Below are 23,391 nucleotides of genomic sequence, written 5' to 3' on the forward strand. Positions count from 1 at the left end.
AACTTAATGTAACTGTTTGAGTAAACTGGCAAGACGGGCGTTGCCACCGGCAACAGGCGCCCACTGATAATGCACAACCGGCGTACCGCTGCTTTGCAGATCCAGTGCAAAGCTGCGTAATCCAGCGTTAATGACCTGTACGCCATCAAGGAGTGCGCTATGGGATGCCAGGATGCTACGTTCCTGGTGATGTGTCAGGTTGACGGCGAGTAAAACTGCCTCTTCCAGCGTTTCCACCACCGCTATCCCAGCCTCGCGAAGTATCTCCGCCTGCCCACAGCGCCCCTGCGGATCGGCCTCGGTTCCGGTCAGAGTGGCAATCACCACAAGCGGGGCGGCACGTTTGGCTCGCACCTGCTCTACCGCCTCAACAACCGCTCCAGCCGGGTCAGCACAGGCGCCATAGCCCAGCACCACATCCAGAAGCAGTACGCCCACATCCGGCAACGCGGCCAGTTTTTCGATCTCAATGCTGCGAGTCGTCGGGTCAATCATCGGATGCGGTCTGCCCAGGGTGTAGCTGTCGTCCCCCAGGTCGACAATGCGATGGCCACCGCCTTCCAGCATCACTCCCTGGTCATGGCTTTCGCTAACGGGTACTCCCAGCCCGGCAGAGAGCAACATAGCGGCTTCAGCTGCCAACGTGCCGCCGGCGTATAGACCGTAAATACCTTTACCTGCCACTTCCGGTTGAACCTGTCTCTGCAGTGCCACACGCATCAGCAATACCGCCAGTTGTGCAGCATCAGAAAGTGAATTCGCCAGCCAGACGTTACCTTCGCGACGCTGCTCCGGCTTGCTTCCCAGAAACAGCGCGACAACCGGTTTACCCACGTTTTGCATCGCGGCAATAATGCGGGTTCGCACCTGCGGTGACGGTGGTTTAGAGACAAACGCAATCACCCGCGTGGCATCATCCGTAGCCAGCATTTCCAGTGCGGTCAATGCGCTGATGCCGCCAACATCAGCACTCAGGTCGCGGCCCCCCAGACCGATAGCGTGGCTCACACCCTGCTGGTGTAGTGCAATCTGCGAAGTAATTTCCTGAATCCCGGTGCCTGACGCGCCAATCACGCCAATCCCGCCTTCAGGGAGTACGTTGGCGAAAGCTAATGGACTTCCGGCTATCATCGCGGTTCCGCAGTCTGGTCCCATGACAAGAAGCCCGCGCTCGCGCGCCAACGTTTTCAGCTCAACTTCTTGCTCCAGCGGCACGTTATCGGAAAAGAGCATCACGTTTTTGTTCGCCAACAGTCCCTCTTTGGCAACGGACGCGGCATATTCCCCAGCGACCGATATCAGCAACAGATTAGCCTGAGGCAATTTCTGGCACGCACTTTCGAAGCGACGTGCTTTAACCAGTTGATGCGAACTCCCTGACGCATTGGTAATCGCGTTCAGCTCTTTTTCCAGTTGCTCACGGATCAAATCCAGTATCCCGGGCTCTTCGCCTTCGGTTCGGACTGCGACACAAATATCGTTTGGCGTGGCGTCAGCAAAGTCGTCGTGCCAGAATCCGGTGGAATCCAGCATTGATTTATTGGCTGGCGTTCCCATCATGACTGAAACCTGATCGACTTCCGGGCGTTCACTGAGTTTTCGGGAAATGATCATCAGGCTGACGGAATCCTGAAAACTTCCCTTTTTAATAAAGGCGTAAATCATTACCGCTACCTCTTTATGTGCGTTTTTCTTTTAAAAACAGCATTGCAACTAAACCGATAGCCAGCAGAGTGGCTGAAACATAGAAGCTGGAAGCCAGGCTTCCGGTCATATCACGTGCCGCGCCGGCAATAATGGGGGCAAGAATAGATGAGCTCATGCCGATGAAATTAAATAAACCAAATGCGGTGCTGTAGTTATTTTCATCCACGCTGTCGGCAACCAGCGCAACCAGTACTGGATCCAGCGCCAGTTTACCCACCAGACCATAGACACACAGCGCAATGATTACCCCTGTCATATTCGGCATCCAAATAATTGACAGCATGCTGATAATCGCTACCGGCACCAGAAACATAATTAATGGTTTTCGCTTGCCTAATTTGTCAGAAAGGCTGGAGAATAACAGCGCGCCAGGAATTGAAATCCAGGCCACCAGCGAAGAGATAAACCCGGTTTCGCTACCGGCAATACCACGTTCATTTTGCAAATAATAGGGAAGCCAGGTCAGGATTACGAAGAAACCGAACAGGCTACAGAACACCATTATATAAGTAATAATTAAGTTACGATTTTTTAGCAGGTCGCTGAACTTACCTTTTTTCACCGGCGCACCATCGACATCAGCGGTGCGTTTCTTCTCTTTTACGAACAGCCATATAGCCACCCCGACCAACACCGAGGGAACCGCCATCGCATAAAATGGCATGCGCCACGAATGTCCTTGATCGTATACCAGCCAGCTTGAGGTCATCAAACCCAGCGCAATACCAAAGGCCATACCACTGTTGATGATCGCACTACCAAGAGAACGATATTTCTTCGGGATCTGCTCGGAAGAGAGACCGTATTGCGGACCGTAGTAGGTTCCTTCACCAGCCCCCGTTACCACGCGGGCAAATAGCAACGTATACCAGCTTTTCGCCCAACCAGTAACCGCGGTGAAAACACCAAATAGAATAAATCCTGGAACCAGTACTTTTTTCTTACCAATTTTGTCGCCCAGAATTCCGGCTGGAACCTGAAGCAAAGCATAAGAAAAATAGAACACGGAATTAAGAATACCTAACTGTGTGCCGCTTAAACCAAATTCCTTTTCTAATTCGCCCATCACCGGATTGAGCACCGTACGGTCGGCGTACATAAAAATCCATCCGAGCCAGAACAGGAAAACGGTGACCCACCAGGCCGGTATTCCCTTTTTCTTTGTGGCCTCAGCCACTTCATATGAACCAGACATAAGCAATCTCCCGGTAATAATTACCGCTGAATACCTCATGTTACCTGACACGATACGTGAGGTTTGATGTTTTAACTGCGCCTACCTTATCGGGGTAAAAATGTATTTCATTTGAACAAAGTCACACAAAATCCATTGTTATAAATTCCTGGGAACTGACCACAGTATTATTAAAAAAAGTCTAATAATCATTTTTAAAACAATTTAAATAAAGAGACTGAAATCATCATTAATTATCGAGTTATTTTTGTAGATATTTTACTTGTCGCTCCCATCACATAATAAAGGTAATAAAACGTTATTTTGACCGCGAGATAATTTGCATAATGAGGTCATCAATGAAAAAGAGAATTGTCATTGCTCTTGGCGGTAATGCGTTATTACAGCGCGGAGAAATTTTGAGCGCAGAAAACCAGCGGCGGAGCATTCAGGTATTTGCTGAGATGGCAGCCGAATTAGCCCGTGACTATCAGTTGGTCATTGTTCATGGCAACGGCCCTCAGGTTGGCCTGCTGGCGCTACAGAATGCAGCATACAAAGAATCCCCGGTCTGGCCGCTGGATATTCTGGTCGCGGAAAGCCAGGGAATGATCGGTTTCGCTATTACTCAGGAACTGGCGTCATCCGCGGGTAACTCTCCCGTCACAACGCTGATGACCCGGGTTGAGGTGGATCCGCAGGACGAAGCCTTCTCAGCTCCCGGTAAGTATATTGGCCCCGTGTATCAACCGGATCAACAGGCAGAGCTGGAAGCACGCTATGGCTGGCAGATGAAAACCGATGGGCAATATATTCGCCGCGTGGTTCCCTCACCGACTCCGCTGAAAATTCTCGATAGCGACGCCATCCGTACGCTGATGGATGCGGGACATACTGTGGTTTGCTGTGGTGGCGGCGGTATTCCGGTTATTGCACAGGGTGATGGTTACCAGGGAACCGAGGCCGTCATTGATAAGGATTTGACTGCTGCCGTTCTGGCACAATCCATCAACGCTGACCATCTGCTGATTCTGACAGACGCCGATGCCGTGTATGAAAACTGGGGAACGCCGCAGGCGCGTGCGCTACGACATGCCACCGTTGAGGAACTTACGCCATTTGCCACACCTGATGGCGCGATGGGGCCTAAAGCGGCGGCGGTGATGCAGTTTGTCAAACAGACCGGGAACGCGGCATTTATCGGCGCCCTGAAAGATGCCCCGCAGATTCTGGCTGGAGAAAAAGGTACCTGCGTGACAAAGTAAACCGAGATGAAAAAAAGGCTTCCCGGAGGAAGCCTTGTTTGTCGTTAGCAGACTGAATTACAGAACGTCAACCGCGTTCAGTTCTTTGAAAGCCTGTTCCAGACGGGTGATCATGGTTGCCTGACCAGCACGCAGCCATACGCGCGGATCGTAGTATTTCTTGTTCGGCTGATCTTCGCCTTTTGGGTTACCCAACTGGCCCTGCAGGTAAGCTTCGTTTGCTTTGTAGTAGTTCAGAACACCTTCCCAGGTAGCCCATTGGGTATCGGTGTCGATGTTCATTTTCACTACGCCGTAGCTTACGGAGTCTTTGATTTCCTGAGCAGTAGAACCGGAACCGCCGTGGAAGACGAAGTTCAGGCTGTTGTGCGGCAGGTTATGTTTCTTAGAAACATAGTCCTGAGAGTCGCGCAGGATGGTCGGGGTCAGAACCACGTTACCCGGCTTGTAAACGCCGTGTACGTTACCGAAGGACGCTGCGATGGTGAAACGCGGGCTGATTTTGCTCAGCTCGGTGTACGCGTAATCAACGTCTTCCGGCTGGGTGTACAGTGCAGAAGCGTCCATGTGGCTGTTGTCCACGCCGTCTTCTTCGCCACCGGTGCAACCCAGTTCGATTTCCAGAGTCATGCCCATTTTGGACATGCGCGCCAGATATTTGGAGCAGATTTCGATGTTCTCTTCCAGAGACTCTTCAGACAGGTCGATCATGTGAGAAGAGAACAGCGGTTTGCCGGTTGCTGCGAAGTGTTTTTCACCCGCGTCCAGCAGACCGTCGATCCACGGCAGCAGTTTCTTCGCGCAGTGGTCAGTGTGCAGGATAACCGGAACACCGTAGTGTTCAGCCATCTGGTGAACATGATGCGCGCCAGAGATAGCACCCAGGATTGCAGCGCCCTGAGGCACGTCGGACTTCACGCCTTTACCCGCGATGAAAGAAGCACCACCGTTGGAGAACTGTACGATTACCGGCGCTTTAACTTTTGCAGCGGTTTCCAGTACGGCATTGATGGAGTCGGTACCAACGCAGTTAACAGCTGGCAGAGCAAAGTTGTTTTCTTTAGCTACCTGGAAAACTTTCTGTACGTCATCACCAGTGATTACGCCTGGTTTTACGAAATCAAAAATTTTAGACATGTTGCGAGTCCTGTATCTTCGGCCTTGGAAAGGGCGCGCGCTCTAAAGCGCGCTAATAATTGGGCAGGTTTCCCTGCCCATTAAATTCTTACTTTTTAGCACGCTCTTCGAGCATGGCTACTGCTGGCAGGACTTTGCCTTCCACGAATTCGAGGAACGCGCCGCCGCCAGTAGAGATGTAGGAGATTTTGTCAGCAATGCCGAACAGGTCGATTGCTGCCAGGGTGTCACCGCCGCCTGCGATAGAGAATGCTTCGCTGTCTGCGATGGCATTAGCAACGATTTCAGTACCTTTGCGGAAGTTCGGGAATTCGAACACGCCAACCGGGCCGTTCCACAGAATGGTTTTCGCATTCTTCAGGATGTCAGCCAGCTGCTGTGCAGAAGCGTCGCCGATATCCAGGATCTGCTCGTCTTCTTTCACATCGCTTACGGACTTCAGAGTAGCCGGTGCAGTTTCAGAGAATTCAGTCGCAACGCGAACGTCGGTTGGGACCGGGATGTCGCAAGTGGTCAGCAGACGCTTAGCTTCGTCAACGAGATCTGCTTCGTACAGGGATTTACCCACGTTGTGGCCTTGAGCAGCAACGAAGGTGTTCGCGATACCACCGCCAACGATCAGCTGGTCAGCGATTTTTGACAGAGAATCAAGAACGGTCAGTTTGGTAGAAACTTTAGAACCACCAACGATAGCAACCATCGGACGAGCAGGTTCTTTCAGCGCTTTACCCAGTGCATCCAGCTCGGCAGCCAGCAGCGGACCTGCACAAGCGACATCGGCGAATTTACCGATACCGTGAGTAGACGCCTGCGCACGGTGAGCAGTACCGAAAGCGTCCATAACGAATACGTCGCACAGAGCAGCATATTTTTTGGACAGCGCTTCGTCGTCTTTCTTCTCGCCTTTGTTAAAGCGAACGTTTTCCAGAACAACCAGTTCACCGGCAGCGACTTCAACGCCGTCCAGGTAATCTTTTACCAGGCGAACCGGAGCAGACAGTTTATCTTTCAGATAGTTAACAACCGGCAGCAGAGAGAATTCTTCGTTGTACTCGCCTTCGGTAGGACGACCCAGGTGGGAAGTTACCATCACTTTAGCACCCTGTTTCAGGGCCAGTTCGATGGTTGGCAGGGAAGCACGGATACGCGCATCGCTGGTTACTTTCCCTTCTTTAACTGGTACGTTCAGGTCCGCACGGATAAAAACGCGTTTACCAGCCAGATCCAGATCGGTCATCTTAATTACAGACATGGTGAATCCTCTCGTTGATTCATAAAGTTTTGTCGACGCTCAAGCGTCGAGCCTGAAACCAATAGCAGCCATCGCTAACGTCGTGTCGAGCATACGGTTAGCAAAGCCCCATTCATTATCACACCAGACCAGCGTTTTGATCAGGTGAGCGCCACTCACGCGCGTTTGCGTGCCATCAACGATGGCGCTGTGCGGGTCGTGGTTAAAATCTACTGAGACCAACGGTAATTCCGTATAGTCAACTATACCATGAAATGCACCTTGTGCTGCTTTTTGCAGCAACTGGTTGACTTCACTGGCTTTTACTGGTTTTTTCACCGTCACGCTTAAGTCGATCGCCGTCACATTTATGGTCGGTACACGCACCGCTATCGCTTCAAAACGATCGTTAAACTGCGGGAAAATTCGCGTGATGCCCGCCGCCAGTTTGGTATCAACCGGAATGATCGACTGGCTGGCCGCTCGCGTGCGACGCAGGTCAGGATGATAAGCATCAATAACCTGCTGATCGTGCATCGCGGAGTGGATCGTGGTGACGGTACCAGACTCAATGCCGTAAGCATCATCCAGCAATTTAATGACGGGTATTATGCAATTCGTGGTGCAGGAGGCATTGGAAACGATCCGGTGCTCAGCGCGCAGCTGATCCTGATTAACGCCAAACACAACGGTTGCGTCGATGTCGTGACTACTAGGATGTGAAAAGAGCACTTTCTTTGCGCCGGCGGCAATATGCGCCTCACCGTGTTCGCGATTGCCGAAAACCCCCGTACAATCCAGCACAACGTCGACACCCAGTTCGCGCCACGGAAGCGCATCGAGCGTTCGCTCATGCAGAATACGGATCGCGTCATCGCCAACGATGAGCTGGTCTCGTTCCTGACGAACATCCCAGGCAAAACGCCCATGGCTGGTGTCATATTTCAACAAATGCGCCATGCCTGCAGCATCCGCCAGTTCGTTGATTGCCACCACGGTGATTTCCGCCCGACGCCCGGATTCATATAAAGCACGAACCACGTTGCGTCCGATGCGACCGAAACCATTAATCGCTACGCGTACGGTCATAGGTCTCCTGCAAGGATTTCTCAGAAACGATGTGGCAGACAGAGTAATGCAGCAAATCGCTCAGGGAAACCTTACCTGTCGCAAACTGCGACTAATTGGTTAATTGTCGAACATTTAATCGACTGAAACGCTTCAGCTAGAATAAGCGAAACGCGGAATAAAAGGAATGATTGTCCAGCAACAGAACACAGTTATCTGACTTACGTCACATTTTAACGTCCTTCAACGCGACTTTTATTCCATATTCCAGAATTACGAATAACCGTAGCAAGATTATTTCGTTGCCATGTCACAAATCCTGATTTATATCAGAAAGCTCCCTAACCCGCGTCTATATTATCAGCGCAACGTCCGAGTCTCGGAGTCCCTCAACTATGACAACATTCTATCCCCAATCATCTGCAGCTCGCTTTCATGCGCTGCGTTTATTACCCGGCCAGGAAGTCTTTTCAGCGCTACACGCGTTTATCCAGCAGCATCAACTACAGGCAGCCTGGATAGCGGGTTGCACCGGCAGTTTGACCAACGTTGCTCTGCGCTTCGCCGGGCGTGAAGAAACCACATTACTCACGGGTACGTGGGAAATTATCTCGCTGAACGGCACGCTGGAACTGACCGGTGAGCATCTCCATCTGGCGGTTGCCGACCCACACGGCGCGATGCTGGGCGGGCACATGATGCCGGGCTGTACCGTGCGAACCACGCTGGAACTGGTGATTGGCGAGCTGACGTCTCTGGCATTCAGCCGTCAGCCCTGCGCCGTTTCCGGTTATGACGAACTGGTTATTTCATCCCGCTAACGCTTCACTTATACGAGGTCTTTTATGGCGCGTCGCCAATTTTCCAGCCAGTCTCTGGTTCTTATTGTCATTGCTATCGCCATCAACATGGTCGGTGGGCAGCTTATCAGCATGTTGAAATTACCTATTTTTCTCGACTCGATTGGCACGTTGATCAGCGCGGTGCTGTTAGGCCCGGTTGTGGGGATGCTAACCGGATTACTCACTAACCTGTTGTGGGGGTTACTGACCGATCCGATCGCCGCCGCCTTTGCGCCCGTCGCCATGGTTATTGGACTGGTCGCCGGTTGGCTGGCACGGGCAGGATGGTTTCGCACCTTACCCAAAGTCGTGGTCAGCGGCGTAATTATCACGCTTGCCGTGACCCTCGTTGCCGTGCCGATTCGCACGACTCTGTTCGGCGGTGTCACCGGCAGCGGCGCGGATCTTTTTGTCGCCTGGATGCACTCGGTCGGTCAGAACCTGGTGGAGTCCGTCGCCATCACCGTCATCGGTGCGAATCTGGTCGATAAAATCCTCACGGCAATCATCGTCTGGGTGCTGCTGCGACAGCTTCCGCTGCGCACCACGCGCCATTTCCCTACGATGTCTGCCGTGCGCTAAATGCATCCGTTTACGTCGTTAACTCTGTGGGCGCTTGCCGCCTGCTCCACGCTCCTGCTGCCAGCCGGAGTGCCGCTCAGCTTGTACAGCGCCGCGACGTTTGTCGGTTTGCTATGTATGAAGGCTACGCGGTCGCGGGCGAAATACGTACTCTGGCTGATGATCCCCTTAGGACTGGGGCTATGGCTGGTACACGGCGGATGGCTTACCGAGTGGATTAGCGGGCAGCCGCGCACACCGGAACGCTGGGCCGATGCCGTTACGCTCTGGCTGCGGATCCTGGCCATTGTGTCGACATCACAGATGTGGATGCAGTACGTGCCGGTTGCGCGCTTTATGCGCGCCCTGTTTGCTTCACGCCTGCCGCCAGGCGTTGCCTATCTGTTTGCAGGCCCGCTGCTGGTGGTTGAACAGCTCAAACGCCAGTTGGCGATTATTCACGAGGCTCAGCGCGCACGCGGCGTACCGCTGGATGAATCCTGGTACCAACGTTTACGCGCTATGCCGGCATTAATTGTGCCGCTCACCCATAACGCGCTCAATGACCTGGCCGTTCGCGGTGCAGCGCTCGATATGCGGGGATTTCGCCTGCATCGCACTCGCACCACTCTATGGGCGCCGCCAGACAGCACCTTACAACGTCTGGCCCGCTACGGTATGGTGGTTCTGATGGCAGTTGAGACAGGAATCTGGATATGGTTACGTTAGAGCAGTTTCGCTATATTCCGACGCACGCTATGCGGCCATCCGCCTGTTACGATTTCCATTACGCCAGGCCTGGTATGGTGGCTATTTTTGGTGAGAACGGCAGCGGGAAAAGTACGCTGGCACAGCTGATGGCTGGCTGGTACCCCGACTTCCTTCCGGGAGAAATTGAGGGCACAGGCACGCTACTGGGTAATCCCATCGGGAAACTGTCGCTGGTCGAGCAGTCGAGTACCATCCAGCTTGTGCAGCAGTCACCTTACCTGCAGCTTTCAGGTTGTACTTTCAGCGTGGAGGAAGAAGTGGCGTTTGGCCCGGAAAATCTCTGCCTTACCGAGACTGAAATTATGCAGCGCATAGATGCCGCCCTTACGCTGACGGAATGTCAGCCTCTGCGCCATCGTCATCCCGGCACCCTTTCCGGCGGGGAAACCCAGCGGGTGGTGATTGCCAGCGCACTCGCCATGCAGCCGAAAATATTGATTCTGGATGAAGCGTTCAGTCGCCTGACGGCGCAAGCCACGGCAATGCTGCTGGCTCGACTGCAGCAGTGGGCACAGGAACAGCATGCTTTGGTGATACTTTTCGAACGCAACCCTTCACCTTTTCTCAGCTACTGCCAGCAGGCATGGCAACTGCGCGACGGAGCATTGTCATCACTATGCTAACGCTAAACCAGGTCAGCTATCGCTGGCCGAACGCCTCCGATGACTGTTTACGCAATATTTCGCTGGAACTCCAGGAGGGGGAATGGCTGGCGCTAACGGGCGATAATGGCGCAGGAAAATCCACGCTTTTGCGCATCATGGCCGGGCTACTGACGCCCTCATCCGGCACAATAACCGTTCAAAATCGTGCGATTGCGCAACTGAAAAACCGGGAGCGCGCCAGGGTGCTCGGCGTACTGTTTCAGGAGGCGGAGAATCAAATCTTTCACAGCAAGGTTGCAGAGGAAGTGGCCTTCGGATTACGGCTACAGAAGCTTCCTGCGACTGAAATTGCGCAACGCACGATGGCGGCGCTGCGATTATGTCAGTTAGAGGATGTCGCCGACGCGCACCCGCTCGATCTGCATACTGCACAACGACGTATGGTTGCCGTCGCCAGTCTGGAAGCCCTCGAACCTGCTATTCTACTGCTGGATGAGCCCAGCCGGGACTTTGATGCGCATTGGCTTGGCGTCTTCGAAAACTGGCTGGCAGTGTGTCGTACGCGTGGTGCCAGCGTTGTGGCGATCAGTCATGACGCTGCATTTACGCAGCGCCATTTTTCGCGCGTAGTACGTCTTGAAGCAGGTCAGCTACGCACGTAACTACCCTGATAAGCAAAAAAACGGGCCGCCTGAGCGACCCGTTTTCACCTGTAATCGAAATTACAGCAGTTCTTTTGCTTTCGCGACCACGTTGTCTACGGTGAAGCCGAATTCTTCAAACAGCAGTTCTGCCGGTGCAGACTCACCAAAGGTAGTCATACCAACAATAGCGCCGTTCAGGCCCACGTATTTGAACCAGTAGTCAGCAATGCCGGCTTCGATAGCGACGCGAGCAGAGACGGCTTTCGGCAGTACGGATTCACGGTAAGCCGCATCCTGCTTGTCGAATGCATCGGTAGACGGCATGGAAACCACGCGCGCTTTCACGCCTTCAGCGGTCAGTTTGTCCCAGGCAGCCACGGCAAGTTCAACTTCAGAACCGGTGGCGATGAAGATCAACTCCGGCTGACCCGCGCAATCTTTCAGCACGTAGCCACCGCGAGCGATGTTCGCCAGTTGCTCTGCGGTACGTTCCTGCTGTGCCAGGTTCTGACGGGAGAGGATCAGTGCGGTCGGGCCGTCCTGACGCTCAACACCGTATTTCCATGCTACTGCGGATTCAACCTGGTCACACGGACGCCATGTGCTCATGTTCGGGGTCACACGCAGAGAAGCAACCTGCTCTACCGGCTGGTGAGTCGGGCCATCTTCACCCAGACCGATAGAGTCGTGAGTATAGACCATCACCTGACGCTGTTTCATCAGCGCAGCCATACGCACCGCGTTACGGGCATATTCCACGAACATCAGGAAGGTGGAGGTGTACGGCAGGAAACCACCGTGCAGGGAAATACCGTTTGCGATAGCGGTCATACCGAATTCACGTACACCGTAATGGATGTAGTTACCGGCAGTATCTTCGTTGATGGCCTTAGAACCAGACCACAGAGTCAGGTTAGACGGTGCCAGGTCAGCAGAGCCGCCGAGGAATTCAGGAAGCCAAGGACCGAAGGCTTCAATCGCGTTCTGAGAAGCTTTACGGCTGGCGATTTTCGCCGGGTTAGCCTGCAGCTTAGCAATGAACTCGTTGGCTTTCGCGTCGAAGTCAGACGGCATTTCACCTTTCATACGACGGGTGAATTCAGCAGCTTCCTGCGGGAAAGCTTTGGCATAAGCAGCGAACTTCTCGTTCCATGCGGCTTCTTTTGCCTGGCCGGCTTCTTTCGCATCCCACTGCGCGTAGATTTCAGACGGGATTTCGAACGGCGCGTATTTCCAGCCCAGCTGTTCACGGGTCAGTGCGATTTCTGCATCTCCCAGCGGCGCACCGTGAGAGTCATGGGTACCGGCTTTGTTCGGGGAACCGAAACCGATGATGGTTTTGCACATCAGCAGGGACGGTTTGTCGGTCACTGCGCGTGCTTCTTCAACAGCGCGTTTAATGGCGTCAGCATCGTGACCATCTACACCACGAATCACGTGCCAGCCGTAAGCTTCGAAGCGCTTCGCGGTGTCATCGGTGAACCAGCCTTCAACGTGGCCATCGATAGAGATGCCGTTGTCATCGTAGAACGCAACCAGTTTACCCAGTTTCAGCGTACCGGCCAGGGAACATACCTCGTGAGAGATACCTTCCATCATGCAGCCGTCGCCCATGAAAGCATAGGTGAAGTGGTCAACGATGTCGTGACCAGGACGGTTAAACTGCGCCGCCAGCGTTTTTTCAGCGATAGCCATACCCACTGCATTCGCAATGCCCTGACCCAAAGGACCGGTCGTGGTTTCAACACCCGCGGTGTAACCCACTTCCGGGTGACCCGGCGTTTTGGAGTGCAGTTGACGGAAGTTCTGCAGCTCGGACATCGGCAGATCATAGCCGGTGAGGTGCAGCAGGCTGTAAATCAGCATTGAACCGTGGCCGTTTGACAGCACGAAGCGGTCACGGTCAGCCCAGGACGGGTTAGTCGGGTTGTGGTTCAGGAAATCACGCCACAGGACTTCGGCAATGTCAGCCATACCCATCGGGGCACCCGGGTGACCGGATTTGGCTTTCTGTACTGCGTCCATGCTCAGCGCACGAATAGCATTGGCAAGCTCTTTACGTGAGGACATTTTGACTCCAGATCGGATAATGAAGGCCACGCCCTAAACGACTTGACGACAGCGCGTTTTGGGCTACGCCGGAAAAAAGTGCCAACAATGTAACCCAAGCCGCGTGTCATGTACATGGAGCATCCTTTTGCCGCTTCAGAAATCTCTGGATCATGCGCGCAAGTTGCGCAATCTTCTCGCCCGCTTATTGTTCTTTTCTTTATACTTAGGCCGAGCGTCGGTTCACCTGTAAACGACGCATTTTTTAGAATAATCCTGACCTTGTGCGGAAGAGAAAAAATGAAAATTCGCGCTTTACTGCTTGCTACGAGCATGGCGGCGGCATTGACCGGCTGCCAGAACATGGACTCAAACGGACTGCTTTCCTCAGGCGCAGAGGCTTTCCAGGCCTACAGTCTGAGCGATGCGCAGGTAAAAGCGCTGAGCGATCAGGCCTGTAAGGATATGGACAGCAAAGCTACCATCGCCCCGGCTGGCAGCGAGTATGCAACGCGTCTTGGCAAAATCGCCGCCGCGCTTGGCGATAACATTAACGGCCAGCCGGTGAACTACAAAGTGTATATGGCGAAAGATGTGAATGCCTTTGCCATGGCGAACGGCTGTATCCGCGTATACAGCGGCCTGATGGATATGATGACCGACAACGAAGTCGAAGCGGTGATCGGCCACGAAATGGGTCACGTTGCGCTGGGTCACGTGAAAAAAGGGATGCAGGTTGCGCTGGGTACGAACGCCGTGCGCGCAGCTGCGGCTTCCGCTGGCGGTATTGTCGGCAGCCTGTCGCAGTCGCAATTGGGCGATCTTGGCGAGAAACTGGTGAACTCGCAGTTCTCCCAGCGTCAGGAATCCGAAGCGGATGATTACTCGTATGATCTGTTGCGCAAACGAGGGATCAATCCGGCAGGCTTAGCCACCAGTTTTGAGAAACTGGCAAAACTGGAAGCAGGACGTCAAAGCTCAATGTTTGACGATCACCCGGCATCCGCAGAACGTGCGCAACATATTCGCGATCGCATGAGCGCAGACGGGATCAAATAATCTTCGAACAGTGCCGGATGGCGGCGTGAACGCCTTATCCGGCCTACAGAATGACAAATTTAGTCCAGCGATCGGGCGTTATTGGCGAAGTCAGTTTGAGACCGGACAGCGCACAGCCACCGGAGCGTACACGTAGTACGTGAGGATGGCGAGCACTGCCCGGGTTCAAAATGGCGAGTAAAATAGCCCGAAACCGTTACTCGCCTTTTTTCGCCGCCTGGATATAGAGCATTTCTAATGCCAACGTTGCCGCCGCCAGTGCGGTGATCTCTGACTGATCGTAGGCCGGAGCCACTTCAACAACATCCATCCCGACGATGTTCAGATCTTTCAGACCACGTACCAGTTTAATAGCACGATCGGAAGTCAGACCGCCGATCACTGGCGTACCGGTTCCTGGTGCAAACGCCGGATCCAGACAGTCGATATCAAAAGTCAGGTATACCGGCATATCACCGACAATCTGCTTAACCTGAGCGATGATGTCATCAACGCTGCGGTCGTTAACCTGGCACGCATCCAGCACGGTAAAGCCGTTGTCTTTGTCGAACTCGGTACGAATACCGATCTGCACAGAGTGATTCGGATCGATCAGACCTTCGTTCGGCGCAGTGTAGAACATGGTGCCGTGGTCGAATTCGCAGCCGTTCGCGTAGGTGTCGGTGTGAGCATCAAAGTGCACCAGCGCCATTTTACCAAAGTGCTTAGCGTGCGCGCGCAGCAGCGGCAGCGTAACAAAGTGGTCGCCGCCAAAGGAGAGCATACGCTTACCGGCAGACAGCAGCTTCTCTGCATGCGCCTGCAGTTTTTCACTCATTTCACGCGCATCGCCAAATGCATAAACCAGATCGCCGCAGTCCACCACGTTCAGGCGCTCACGCATATCGAAGTTCCACGGGAAGCGGTTGTGCTCCCAGGCCAGGTTGGTGGAAACCTGACGGATCGCCGCCGGGCCATGGCGGCCACCCGCACGACCTGACGTTGCCATATCAAACGGTACGCCGGTGATCACCCAATCGGCGTCGCTGTCGTAGGGCATGAAGTTCATCGGCAGACGCAAAAAACCAAAGGCGTTAGAAACCAGGGAGTTGTCGTATTGATGACCTAAGGTGCTCATGTACTGACCTCTTTTAAAATCGGTGAAAAAAAATCCCCTCCGCGTCGTTAAGCCCGACGAGGAAGGGATTGATTTACGTGACTACTTGTATGGGCGAATTATCGCCTTAAAACTGCGCGGCTTCAAGCAAAGCGTTTATTTCCGGCAAGGCGGCGGCGCGTAACCGTTACTGTCCGCTGGAAACGCCTGGGCAGAGCACGGCGGTATCGCCTTCGCAACTTTTCCCTGTAGCTCAAAGGCGGCAAAACCAATCACTCCGGTGTTACGTACATCGCCCTGTGCGGAATTAGCCGCGTAAGAGTCCGAGGCAGAGGAAAACTGGAATGCCGCTTCGGTAGTGCTGTCTTTGCGGAATCCTTTGATTGCCAACGAATCTCCCGCATTCACAATATAGCCATTGTGACTCAGTGAACCCGGCTTGCCAGTAAGAACATCCAGTCCATCGACTGTGGCCACAATTTCATAATTTGTATCGCGACTGTTGTTACGCACATACAATTGATAGGTCATGCCCAATTTTGCCGGAATAAGATATTGCCATTTGCCGAAAGAATTATTGTAGTGCCGGGTAATAGGAATAGATCTGAAATTTGCATCACGAACCGCATACTCCAGGTCGCTAATACGAATGCTGTAAATCTGGTCATAACCAGACTGATATGCCGTCGAGTAATTAATGACTATCATCTCAGTCGGTTCACGGTCTACGCGTTCAGCGGACACGCCAGTCACCGTAGAGTGAACATCATTACCCCAGGCAGTTCCCACCTCGGAATCCGGAGCATTGCTGCGCTGCATCTGAGATGAGCAGCCCGTGATAAACAAAAAAACAACCGCAAATAATGCGTTAAATTTAAATCCTTTCATATCTGTTCCTTTACCGATGACGAGTTAATCTGGCAACAATGCTAGGGGTATTAAATAAGAAAGGAAGGGATTAACATCCTATTTCAGATATTGTTTAATAAAAAGGGCCGACTTATATAAATAAGTCAGCCCTCAAGAGGAATAATCTTAATTATTCGTCTTCGAGATAAGTGTATCCGTACAGACCCGCTTCGAACTCTTCGAGGAATTGCTGTTGCAGCTCAGCATCCAGATCGGTTTTTTTCACCTGGTCACGGAACTGCGTCAGCAGGGTGTTCGGATCCAACTGCACGTACTGCAGCATATCCGCCACGGTATCGCCTTCATCAGAAAGCTCAACTTCCACGCTGCCGTCGGGGAAGACGAACACGTCAACCGCTTCGGTATCACCGAACAGGTTGTGCATGTTGCCGAGGATCTCCTGGTACGCCCCCACCATAAAGAAGCCCAGCATCGGCGGATTTTCCGGGTCGTATTCCGGCATCGGCATGGTCGTCGCAATCCCATCGCCGTCAACGTAATGGTCGATAGCACCGTCGGAGTCACAGGTAATATCCAATAGCACCGCACGACGCTCTGGCACCTGATTCAGTCCTTCGAGCGGCAGTACCGGGAACAGCTGATCGATCCCCCATGCATCCGGCATCGACTGGAACAGGGAGAAGTTGACGTAGATCTTATCCGCCATACGCTCCTGCAGTTCGTCGATAATCGGACGGTGCGCACGGTTGCTCGGGTCGAGCTGTTTCTGCACGTCATGGCACATGTTCAGATACAACTGCTCTGCCCACGCACGCTCCTGCAGGCTGAAGGTGCCTGAAGAGTAACCCACGTGAATATCATGCAGATCCATCTGGCTGTCGTGCAGCCATTCGCGCAGCGAGCGACGGGTTCCCGGCTCGTGCATCTCTTGCCAGGTTTCCCACATGCTTTGCAGGGCACGCGGTGCATCTTCAGCCGGCGGTGTGGCTTCGGTGTGTTCGCTACGCTCAACGCCGATAATGTTAGACACCAGCACAGTATGGTGCGCGGTAACCGCACGACCAGACTCGGTGATGACCGTCGGATGCGGCAGACCATGCTCTTCACAGGCATCGCCAATGGCCCAGATGATGTTGTTGGCGTATTCGTTCAGGCCGTAGTTTACGGAGCAGTCAGACTGCGAACGGGTACCTTCGTAGTCCACGCCCAGACCACCGCCGACGTCGAAGCACTGGATATTCACGCCCAGCTTGTGCAGCTCAACGTAGAAACGCGCTGATTCACGTACGCCGGTGGCGATATCACGAATGTTCGCCATCTGCGAACCGAGGTGGAAGTGCAGCAACTGAATACTGTCCAGACGACCGCGCTCGCGCAAAATTTCCACCAGTTGCAGCACCTGGTTTGCCGCCAGGCCGAATTTTGATTTCTCGCCACCGGAAGACTGCCATTTACCGGACCCCTGCGACGCCAGACGAGCACGCACGCCCAGACGCGGAACCACATTCAGGCGTTCAGCTTCATCCAGCACGATAGCGATTTCAGACATCTTCTCGATGACCAGATAGACCTTATGGCCCATCTTCTCGCCAATCAACGCCAGACGGATGTATTCACGGTCTTTATAGCCGTTACACACGATCACGCTACGGGTCATTCCGGCATGGGCCAACACGGCCATCAGTTCAGCTTTGGAACCGGCTTCCAGCCCCAGCGGTTCGCCGGAGTGGATCAGCGATTCAATCACGCGACGATGCTGGTTGACCTTGATTGGGTAAACGAGGAAATAGTCGCCGTTGTAACCGTAAGATTCACGGGCGCGTTTAAACGCGGCGTTAATCGAACGCAGTCGGTGTTGCAGGATCTGCGGGAAGCAGAATAATGCAGGCAGACGCTGGCCCTGCGCTTCACGGGCTTTCACCAACTCAGCAAGGTCAACGCGCGCTTCTGGTACGTCCGGATCCGGGCACACGCTGATGTGGCCCAGCTCATTGACGTCATAGTAGTTATTACCCCACCAGGCAATATTGTAAGTACGCAGCATCTTGCTGGCTTCCTCGGAACTCATTGCAACCTCCTGCATGGAGCGTAGTACACCGTGTTCGCCTGCTGACGAAGGCGAACCCAAAGAAATGTCGTCAGACATAGCGAACCTCAATTTTATTAACAAGTGTAAAACAGTTGACTACTATCGCAATCCATAGACGCGATAACAACCCAAATACAGGCAGAATTTCCAGCAGATAGTGCTGACGCTCCGACTGTGCGACCGGTTTCTTTTTCATATCAATGTAAACACGTAACCGAACTTAATGCTGACGGTTCGGCGAAACCACGAGAAAACTCTTGTTTACCAAGAGCGCCCTTGTTCAGTTCTTAGTGACCGTTACCGGCCCTGGAGTCCTGAGAAGCGCCGAGATGGGTATAACATCGGCAGGTATGCAAGATGCAGATTACGGGGGACATATGTACACCAGAACGGTGCGACAGATTCAGCAGAATACAACGGTTCATTATCTCGTATCACCTCCACGGTTGCTCCTGACGGAACGAACCCACAAGCCAAAGCTAAAGTGTTAACCCGGCTGGAAGTGGCAACACGATGGAAAACGTCGTGTGCTTTTGTATGAGCCGCGCGCCGCGTTTTATACCCATAAGGAAGTCAAAAAGCAAAAGATAAATGCACGCATTGCCAGCACCGTCAGGAAAAATTTCCAGTTACATTTTCAGTACAATGCGACCTCAATCAAAAAAAGCTGGAAATCAGGCGAAGAACTGTCCTAAAATAGCCGTCCAGATGTTAATCCATCTATACCGATTAACACTCAGACTGCCAGTGTCCGTCATCTGCAGACTCATGGTAGAATCTTCTACACATGGCTATTCCACTCGACAGTTTGAGCTAACTAAATATTCCTTAGGTGAAATTAAATATGGCAAAACACCTTTTTACGTCCGAGTCCGTATCAGAAGGGCATCCTGACAAAATCGCTGACCAAATCTCTGATGCCGTGCTGGATGCAATCCTCGAGCAGGATCCGAAAGCACGCGTAGCCTGCGAAACCTATGTCAAAACCGGTATGGTTTTAGTTGGCGGTGAGATCACTACCAGCGCCTGGGTAGATATCGAAGAGATCACGCGTAACACGGTTCGCGAAATTGGCTATGTGCATTCCGACATGGGCTTTGACGCCAACTCTTGCGCGGTTCTGAGCGCCATCGGTAAGCAGTCTCCGGATATCAACCAGGGTGTTGACCGCGCGGATCCGCTGGAACAAGGCGCTGGCGACCAGGGCCTGATGTTTGGTTATGCAACCAATGAAACCGACGTGCTGATGCCAGCTCCAATTACCTACGCGCATCGTCTGGTACAGCGTCAGGCTGAAGTACGCAAAAACGGTACTCTGCCGTGGCTGCGCCCGGATGCAAAAAGCCAGGTTACCTTCCAGTATGACGACGGCAAAATCGTCGGTATTGATGCCGTGGTTCTGTCGACTCAGCATGCTGAAGATATCGACCAGAAATCTCTGCAAGAAGCCGTCATGGAAGAGATCATCAAGCCGGTACTGCCGACTGAATGGCTGAGCGCTGCGACCAAATTCTTCATCAACCCAACCGGTCGTTTCGTTATCGGCGGCCCGATGGGCGACTGCGGTCTGACCGGTCGTAAAATCATCGTTGATACCTACGGCGGCATGGCGCGTCACGGCGGCGGTGCATTCTCTGGTAAGGATCCTTCTAAAGTTGACCGTTCCGCAGCCTATGCAGCTCGTTACGTCGCGAAAAACATTGTTGCCGCTGGTCTGGCTGACCGTTGTGAGATTCAGGTTTCCTACGCCATCGGCGTGGCTGAACCGACCTCTATCATGGTTGAAACCTTTGGTACCGAAAAAGTACCTTCAGAACAGCTGACCCTGCTGGTGCGCGAGTTCTTCGACCTGCGTCCGTATGGCCTGATTCAGATGCTGGATCTGCTGCACCCGATCTACAAAGAAACCGCAGCTTACGGTCACTTTGGCCGCGAACATTTCCCATGGGAAAAAACCGACAAAGCGCAGTTGCTGCGTGACGCTGCAGGTCTGAAGTAATTTACTGAAGACTGTCCGCTTAGTAAGACCAGCCTCGTGCTGGTCTTTTTTTTATTCCCCAATTTTCCCCCAACGCCTCATCACCTGAACAATGCAGTGAAGCGTTCCTCTAACAACAATGAAAGCGATTACATAGGACCGATTTTCTATCCACAACAAGTTAACATCTCTTTTCCGTCAAGCTTGCGTCACTGTTACATTATTTTTCAGGATCGTCTTAATTCCAGGCAATTAACCATATTTAATCGTATTATAAAATGTTAATTTTCAAATGGTTAATCGATAATCGTGATAAATGTCAGTGTAACCGATTACACTAATGTGATGTGATTCGCATTTTTTTACCCCGTACTCACCTACCCTTAACATCAACAAAACTAGCTACCCAACCGGAGGGCATCATGCCTGACAATAAAAAAACGGGGCGTTCCAACAAAGCCATGACATTTTTTGTCTGCTTTCTTGCAGCCCTGGCTGGATTACTTTTTGGCCTGGATATCGGTGTTATTGCCGGTGCTTTACCGTTCATCACCGACGAGTTCCAAATTACCCCCCACACTCAGGAATGGGTGGTGAGTTCGATGATGTTTGGTGCTGCCGTGGGTGCCGTCGGCAGCGGTTGGCTCTCCTTCAAACTGGGGCGTAAAAAGAGTCTGATGATCGGCGCAATCCTGTTTGTTGCCGGTTCACTGTTCTCCGCCGCGGCGCCAAACGTTGAAGTGCTGCTGGTTTCCCGCGTACTGCTCGGCCTGGCGGTGGGCGTTGCGTCTTATACCGCGCCGCTGTACCTGTCTGAAATTGCCCCGGAAAAAATTCGTGGCAGTATGATCTCTATGTATCAGCTGATGATCACCATCGGTATTTTGGGTGCGTATCTTTCCGATACGGCGTTTAGCTACAGCGGCGCATGGCGCTGGATGCTGGGCGTGATCATCATCCCTGCCCTGCTGCTGCTGGTTGGCGTCATCTTCCTGCCGGACAGCCCACGCTGGTTTGCTGCTAAACGTCGTTTTGTCGATGCTGAACGTGTTCTGTTGCGTCTGCGTGATACCAGCGCAGAAGCCAAACGCGAGCTGGATGAAATTCGTGAAAGCCTGCAGGTGAAGCAGAGCGGCTGGGCGCTGTTTAAAGAAAACAGCAACTTCCGCCGCGCGGTATTCCTTGGCGTCCTGTTACAGGTGATGCAGCAGTTCACCGGGATGAACGTCATTATGTATTACGCACCGAAAATCTTTGAGCTGGCGGGCTACACCAACACCACCGAGCAGATGTGGGGGACTGTTATCGTCGGTCTGACCAACGTGCTGGCAACCTTTATCGCCATTGGCCTGGTTGACCGCTGGGGCCGTAAACCTACGCTGATCCTCGGCTTTATCGTCATGGCCGTCGGTATGGGCGTGCTGGGCACGATGATGCACGTGGGTATTCACTCGGCGGCCGCGCAATACTTCGCTGTACTGATGCTGCTGATGTTTATCGTTGGCTTTGCCATGAGCGCCGGTCCGCTGATTTGGGTACTGTGCTCTGAAATCCAACCGCTGAAAGGCCGCGATTTCGGTATCACCTGCTCTACCGCAACCAACTGGATTGCCAATATGATCGTCGGTGCAACCTTCCTGACGATGCTGAACTCGCTGGGCAGCGCCAATACTTTCTGGGTCTACGGTGGTCTGAACGTCCTGTTCATCTTCCTGACCCTGTGGCTGATACCTGAAACTAAAAATGTCTCTCTGGAACACATTGAACGTAACCTGATGAAAGGTCGTAAACTGCGCGAAATTGGCGCACAAGACTAATCACGAAAAGCTTCCTCCCCCGCGGGAGGAAGCCTTCCTCTTGCAGTCCCTTCCCTGTCGCACTATCCTCTGGCGTTATGAAAACCTCCCGTCTCCCTATCGCCATCCAGCAAGCCGTTATGCGCAGCCTGCGGGAAAAACTCGCACAGGCCAATCTTAAGCTCGAGCGTAATTATCCGGAACCTAAGCTGGTGTACCAACAGCGCGGCACCGCTGCAGGCACCGCGTGGTTACAAACCTACGAAATCCGCCTCAATCCGGTACTACTGATGGAAAATGTCGACGCATTCGTGAATGAGGTGGTGCCCCATGAACTGGCGCATTTACTGGTGTGGAAATACTTTGGTCGCGTGCCGCCGCACGGCAAAGAGTGGAAATGGATGATGGAGAGCGTGCTGGGCGTGCCAGCCCGACGCACACATCAGTTCGAACTGCAATCCGTGCAGCGTAAGACCTTTACTTACCGCTGCAAGTGTCAGGAACACCAACTGACCGTACGCCGCCATAACCGCGTGGTACGCGGTGAAGCCACCTACCGCTGCGTTCACTGCGGCGAACCACTGATTGCAGAATAATCTTCAGAATTATCAGGAACTTTTCTGATCTAACTGATTGCATACAGGAATGACTTTCGCTACGTTGCGGGCTCGTTTTGACACGGAGTTCGTGATGTACCGTAATTTTTCTTTTGCTGCGGCCCTGTTAGCCGCTGCGTTTTCAGGCCAGGTGTTCGCCGAAGGCATCAATAGTTTTTCCCAGGCAAAAGCCGCTGGCGTCAAAGTTAACGCCGATGCGCCAGGCGATTTCTACTGTGGTTGCAAAATTAACTGGCAAGGCAAAAAAGGGGGCGTGGACCTCGAATCCTGCGGCTATAAAGTGCGAAAAAACGAAAACCGCGCCAGTCGAATTGAATGGGAACACGTTGTCCCCGCCTGGCAGTTTGGTCATCAGCGCCAGTGCTGGCAGGACGGGGGGCGTAAAAACTGCGCTAAAGATCCGGTCTATCGCAAAATGGAAAGCGATATGCATAACCTGCAGCCTGCGGTAGGTGAAGTGAATGGCGATCGCGCAAACTTTATGTACAGCCAGTGGAACGGTGGCGAAGGCCAGTATGGACAGTGCGCGATGAAGGTTGATTTTAAAGAAAAAGTTGCCGAACCGCCTGCCCGCGCCCGTGGCGCCATCGCGCGTACCTATTTTTATATGCGCGACCAATACAACCTGACGCTCTCCCGTCAGCAAACCCAGCTTTTTAATGCCTGGAATAAGCAGTATCCGGTCACCGACTGGGAGTGTGAGCGCGACGAACGCATCGCGAAGGTACAGGGGAATCATAACCCTTATGTGCAACGCGCTTGCCAGGCGCAAAAGAGCTAACCTACACTAGCGGCAATATTTTTAACCATGCCCTGGCCTTTAATAGCTCAG

Annotated in this window: 22 protein-coding genes; 11 read left to right on the top strand and 11 right to left on the bottom strand. The window is 53.0% G+C overall.

The window, feature by feature from the left end:
• Window positions 1–3: 3 nt before the first annotated feature.
• Complete coding sequence (locus tag AL515_RS20140; protein ID WP_061068534.1) at window positions 4–1,665, bottom strand: acyl-CoA synthetase FdrA; 1,662 nt, start codon at window positions 1,663–1,665, stop codon at window positions 4–6.
• A gap of 13 nt (window positions 1,666–1,678) precedes the next feature.
• Entirely contained in the window at window positions 1,679–2,902 is a 1,224-nt protein-coding gene (locus tag AL515_RS20145; RefSeq protein ID WP_105242192.1) for an MFS transporter, read from the bottom strand.
• Between the two features lie 338 nt (window positions 2,903–3,240).
• On the opposite strand from AL515_RS20145, the gene AL515_RS20150 reads away from it, so the two are divergent.
• The gene (locus AL515_RS20150) at window positions 3,241–4,146 is read left to right on the top strand and encodes a carbamate kinase (protein ID WP_061068536.1); all 906 of its coding nucleotides are present in this window, start codon (window positions 3,241–3,243) and stop codon (window positions 4,144–4,146) included.
• Between the two features lie 57 nt (window positions 4,147–4,203).
• On the opposite strand, the gene fbaA is transcribed toward AL515_RS20150, so the two are convergent.
• The 3 genes from fbaA to epd form a co-directional block, all read right to left on the bottom strand.
• On the bottom strand, window positions 4,204–5,283 hold the full coding sequence (gene fbaA / locus AL515_RS20155; protein ID WP_003027029.1) for a class II fructose-bisphosphate aldolase: 1,080 nt from the start codon (window positions 5,281–5,283) through the stop codon (window positions 4,204–4,206).
• 88 nt (window positions 5,284–5,371) lie between these two features.
• Window positions 5,372–6,535, bottom strand: a complete 1,164-nt coding sequence (gene pgk, locus AL515_RS20160) for a phosphoglycerate kinase (protein WP_003027032.1) — start codon at window positions 6,533–6,535, stop codon at window positions 5,372–5,374.
• 39 nt (window positions 6,536–6,574) lie between these two features.
• Window positions 6,575–7,603, bottom strand: a complete 1,029-nt coding sequence (epd, locus tag AL515_RS20165) for an erythrose-4-phosphate dehydrogenase (RefSeq protein ID WP_061068537.1) — start codon at window positions 7,601–7,603, stop codon at window positions 6,575–6,577.
• A gap of 374 nt (window positions 7,604–7,977) precedes the next feature.
• Between epd and AL515_RS20175 the strand changes: the two genes are divergently transcribed.
• The 5 genes from AL515_RS20175 to AL515_RS20195 are packed head-to-tail and all read left to right on the top strand — an operon-like array spanning window position 7,978 to window position 11,023.
• Entirely contained in the window at window positions 7,978–8,403 is a 426-nt protein-coding gene (locus AL515_RS20175; RefSeq protein WP_061068538.1) for a PPC domain-containing DNA-binding protein, read from the top strand.
• A 24-nt stretch (window positions 8,404–8,427) separates the two neighbouring features.
• Window positions 8,428–9,006, top strand: a complete 579-nt coding sequence (locus AL515_RS20180) for an ECF transporter S component (RefSeq protein ID WP_003027040.1) — start codon at window positions 8,428–8,430, stop codon at window positions 9,004–9,006.
• A complete protein-coding gene (locus AL515_RS20185) occupies window positions 9,007–9,714 on the top strand; it encodes an energy-coupling factor transporter transmembrane component T (protein ID WP_048232773.1) in 708 nt (235 codons plus the stop codon).
• On the top strand, window positions 9,702–10,379 hold the full coding sequence (locus AL515_RS20190; RefSeq protein WP_061068539.1) for an ABC transporter ATP-binding protein: 678 nt from the start codon (window positions 9,702–9,704) through the stop codon (window positions 10,377–10,379). The genes AL515_RS20185 and AL515_RS20190 overlap by 13 nt, the downstream gene beginning before the upstream one ends.
• Complete coding sequence (locus AL515_RS20195) at window positions 10,373–11,023, top strand: ABC transporter ATP-binding protein (RefSeq protein WP_061068540.1); 651 nt, start codon at window positions 10,373–10,375, stop codon at window positions 11,021–11,023. The genes AL515_RS20190 and AL515_RS20195 overlap by 7 nt, the downstream gene beginning before the upstream one ends.
• A 60-nt stretch (window positions 11,024–11,083) precedes the next feature.
• Here AL515_RS20195 and tkt read toward each other — a convergent pair whose 3' ends face one another.
• Window positions 11,084–13,075, bottom strand: coding sequence for a transketolase (tkt, locus tag AL515_RS20200; RefSeq protein ID WP_048213189.1), 1,992 nt, complete (start codon window positions 13,073–13,075; stop codon window positions 11,084–11,086).
• 279 nt (window positions 13,076–13,354) lie between these two features.
• On the opposite strand from tkt, the gene AL515_RS20205 reads away from it, so the two are divergent.
• Window positions 13,355–14,113 (top strand): M48 family metallopeptidase, encoded by a 759-nt coding sequence (locus tag AL515_RS20205; RefSeq protein ID WP_003027053.1) that lies wholly within the window; start codon window positions 13,355–13,357, stop codon window positions 14,111–14,113.
• 196 nt (window positions 14,114–14,309) lie between these two features.
• Here the strand turns inward: AL515_RS20205 and speB are convergent, their stop codons facing one another.
• The 5 genes from speB to AL515_RS23980 all read right to left on the bottom strand — a co-directional run bounded on the left by speB (window position 14,310) and on the right by AL515_RS23980 (window position 18,593).
• A complete protein-coding gene (gene speB, locus AL515_RS20215; RefSeq protein WP_003027056.1) occupies window positions 14,310–15,230 on the bottom strand; it encodes an agmatinase in 921 nt (306 codons plus the stop codon).
• A gap of 135 nt (window positions 15,231–15,365) precedes the next feature.
• Window positions 15,366–16,097, bottom strand: a complete 732-nt coding sequence (locus AL515_RS20220; RefSeq protein ID WP_061068541.1) for a hypothetical protein — start codon at window positions 16,095–16,097, stop codon at window positions 15,366–15,368.
• Between the two features lie 151 nt (window positions 16,098–16,248).
• The gene (speA, locus tag AL515_RS20225; protein ID WP_071887384.1) at window positions 16,249–18,225 is read right to left on the bottom strand and encodes a biosynthetic arginine decarboxylase; all 1,977 of its coding nucleotides are present in this window, start codon (window positions 18,223–18,225) and stop codon (window positions 16,249–16,251) included.
• The gene (gene yqgB, locus AL515_RS20230; protein WP_005123310.1) at window positions 18,218–18,364 is read right to left on the bottom strand and encodes an acid stress response protein YqgB; all 147 of its coding nucleotides are present in this window, start codon (window positions 18,362–18,364) and stop codon (window positions 18,218–18,220) included. The genes speA and yqgB overlap by 8 nt, the downstream gene beginning before the upstream one ends.
• A 91-nt stretch (window positions 18,365–18,455) precedes the next feature.
• Window positions 18,456–18,593, bottom strand: coding sequence for a hypothetical protein (locus AL515_RS23980; RefSeq protein WP_269467231.1), 138 nt, complete (start codon window positions 18,591–18,593; stop codon window positions 18,456–18,458).
• A 419-nt stretch (window positions 18,594–19,012) separates the two neighbouring features.
• Between AL515_RS23980 and metK the strand changes: the two genes are divergently transcribed.
• The 4 genes from metK to endA all read left to right on the top strand — a co-directional run bounded on the left by metK (window position 19,013) and on the right by endA (window position 23,340).
• Window positions 19,013–20,167, top strand: a complete 1,155-nt coding sequence (gene metK, locus AL515_RS20245; RefSeq protein WP_040232098.1) for a methionine adenosyltransferase — start codon at window positions 19,013–19,015, stop codon at window positions 20,165–20,167.
• 401 nt (window positions 20,168–20,568) lie between these two features.
• On the top strand, window positions 20,569–21,963 hold the full coding sequence (galP, locus tag AL515_RS20250) for a galactose/proton symporter (protein WP_061068542.1): 1,395 nt from the start codon (window positions 20,569–20,571) through the stop codon (window positions 21,961–21,963).
• Window positions 21,964–22,040: 77 nt separating this feature from the next.
• Entirely contained in the window at window positions 22,041–22,538 is a 498-nt protein-coding gene (locus AL515_RS20255) for a SprT family zinc-dependent metalloprotease (RefSeq protein ID WP_061068543.1), read from the top strand.
• 94 nt (window positions 22,539–22,632) lie between these two features.
• Window positions 22,633–23,340 (top strand): deoxyribonuclease I, encoded by a 708-nt coding sequence (gene endA, locus AL515_RS20260; RefSeq protein ID WP_061068544.1) that lies wholly within the window; start codon window positions 22,633–22,635, stop codon window positions 23,338–23,340.
• Window positions 23,341–23,391 lie beyond the last annotated feature (51 nt).

Source organism: Citrobacter sp. FDAARGOS_156 (assembly GCF_001559235.2).
Lineage (GTDB): Bacteria > Pseudomonadota > Gammaproteobacteria > Enterobacterales > Enterobacteriaceae > Citrobacter > Citrobacter youngae.

Coding starts and splice junctions, on each gene's coding strand:
- AL515_RS20140 (WP_061068534.1), bottom strand. CDS start 1,665: ATGATTTACGCCTTTATTAAAAAGGGAAGTTTTCAGGATTCCGTCAGC.
- AL515_RS20145 (WP_105242192.1), bottom strand. CDS start 2,902: ATGTCTGGTTCATATGAAGTGGCTGAGGCCACAAAGAAAAAGGGAATA.
- AL515_RS20150 (WP_061068536.1), top strand. CDS start 3,241: ATGAAAAAGAGAATTGTCATTGCTCTTGGCGGTAATGCGTTATTACAG.
- fbaA (WP_003027029.1), bottom strand. CDS start 5,283: ATGTCTAAAATTTTTGATTTCGTAAAACCAGGCGTAATCACTGGTGAT.
- pgk (WP_003027032.1), bottom strand. CDS start 6,535: ATGTCTGTAATTAAGATGACCGATCTGGATCTGGCTGGTAAACGCGTT.
- epd (WP_061068537.1), bottom strand. CDS start 7,603: ATGACCGTACGCGTAGCGATTAATGGTTTCGGTCGCATCGGACGCAAC.
- AL515_RS20175 (WP_061068538.1), top strand. CDS start 7,978: ATGACAACATTCTATCCCCAATCATCTGCAGCTCGCTTTCATGCGCTG.
- AL515_RS20180 (WP_003027040.1), top strand. CDS start 8,428: ATGGCGCGTCGCCAATTTTCCAGCCAGTCTCTGGTTCTTATTGTCATT.
- AL515_RS20185 (WP_048232773.1), top strand. CDS start 9,007: ATGCATCCGTTTACGTCGTTAACTCTGTGGGCGCTTGCCGCCTGCTCC.
- AL515_RS20190 (WP_061068539.1), top strand. CDS start 9,702: ATGGTTACGTTAGAGCAGTTTCGCTATATTCCGACGCACGCTATGCGG.
- AL515_RS20195 (WP_061068540.1), top strand. CDS start 10,373: ATGCTAACGCTAAACCAGGTCAGCTATCGCTGGCCGAACGCCTCCGAT.
- tkt (WP_048213189.1), bottom strand. CDS start 13,075: ATGTCCTCACGTAAAGAGCTTGCCAATGCTATTCGTGCGCTGAGCATG.
- AL515_RS20205 (WP_003027053.1), top strand. CDS start 13,355: ATGAAAATTCGCGCTTTACTGCTTGCTACGAGCATGGCGGCGGCATTG.
- speB (WP_003027056.1), bottom strand. CDS start 15,230: ATGAGCACCTTAGGTCATCAATACGACAACTCCCTGGTTTCTAACGCC.
- AL515_RS20220 (WP_061068541.1), bottom strand. CDS start 16,097: ATGAAAGGATTTAAATTTAACGCATTATTTGCGGTTGTTTTTTTGTTT.
- speA (WP_071887384.1), bottom strand. CDS start 18,225: ATGTCTGACGACATTTCTTTGGGTTCGCCTTCGTCAGCAGGCGAACAC.
- yqgB (WP_005123310.1), bottom strand. CDS start 18,364: ATGAAAAAGAAACCGGTCGCACAGTCGGAGCGTCAGCACTATCTGCTG.
- AL515_RS23980 (WP_269467231.1), bottom strand. CDS start 18,593: ATGAACCGTTGTATTCTGCTGAATCTGTCGCACCGTTCTGGTGTACAT.
- metK (WP_040232098.1), top strand. CDS start 19,013: ATGGCAAAACACCTTTTTACGTCCGAGTCCGTATCAGAAGGGCATCCT.
- galP (WP_061068542.1), top strand. CDS start 20,569: ATGCCTGACAATAAAAAAACGGGGCGTTCCAACAAAGCCATGACATTT.
- AL515_RS20255 (WP_061068543.1), top strand. CDS start 22,041: ATGAAAACCTCCCGTCTCCCTATCGCCATCCAGCAAGCCGTTATGCGC.
- endA (WP_061068544.1), top strand. CDS start 22,633: ATGTACCGTAATTTTTCTTTTGCTGCGGCCCTGTTAGCCGCTGCGTTT.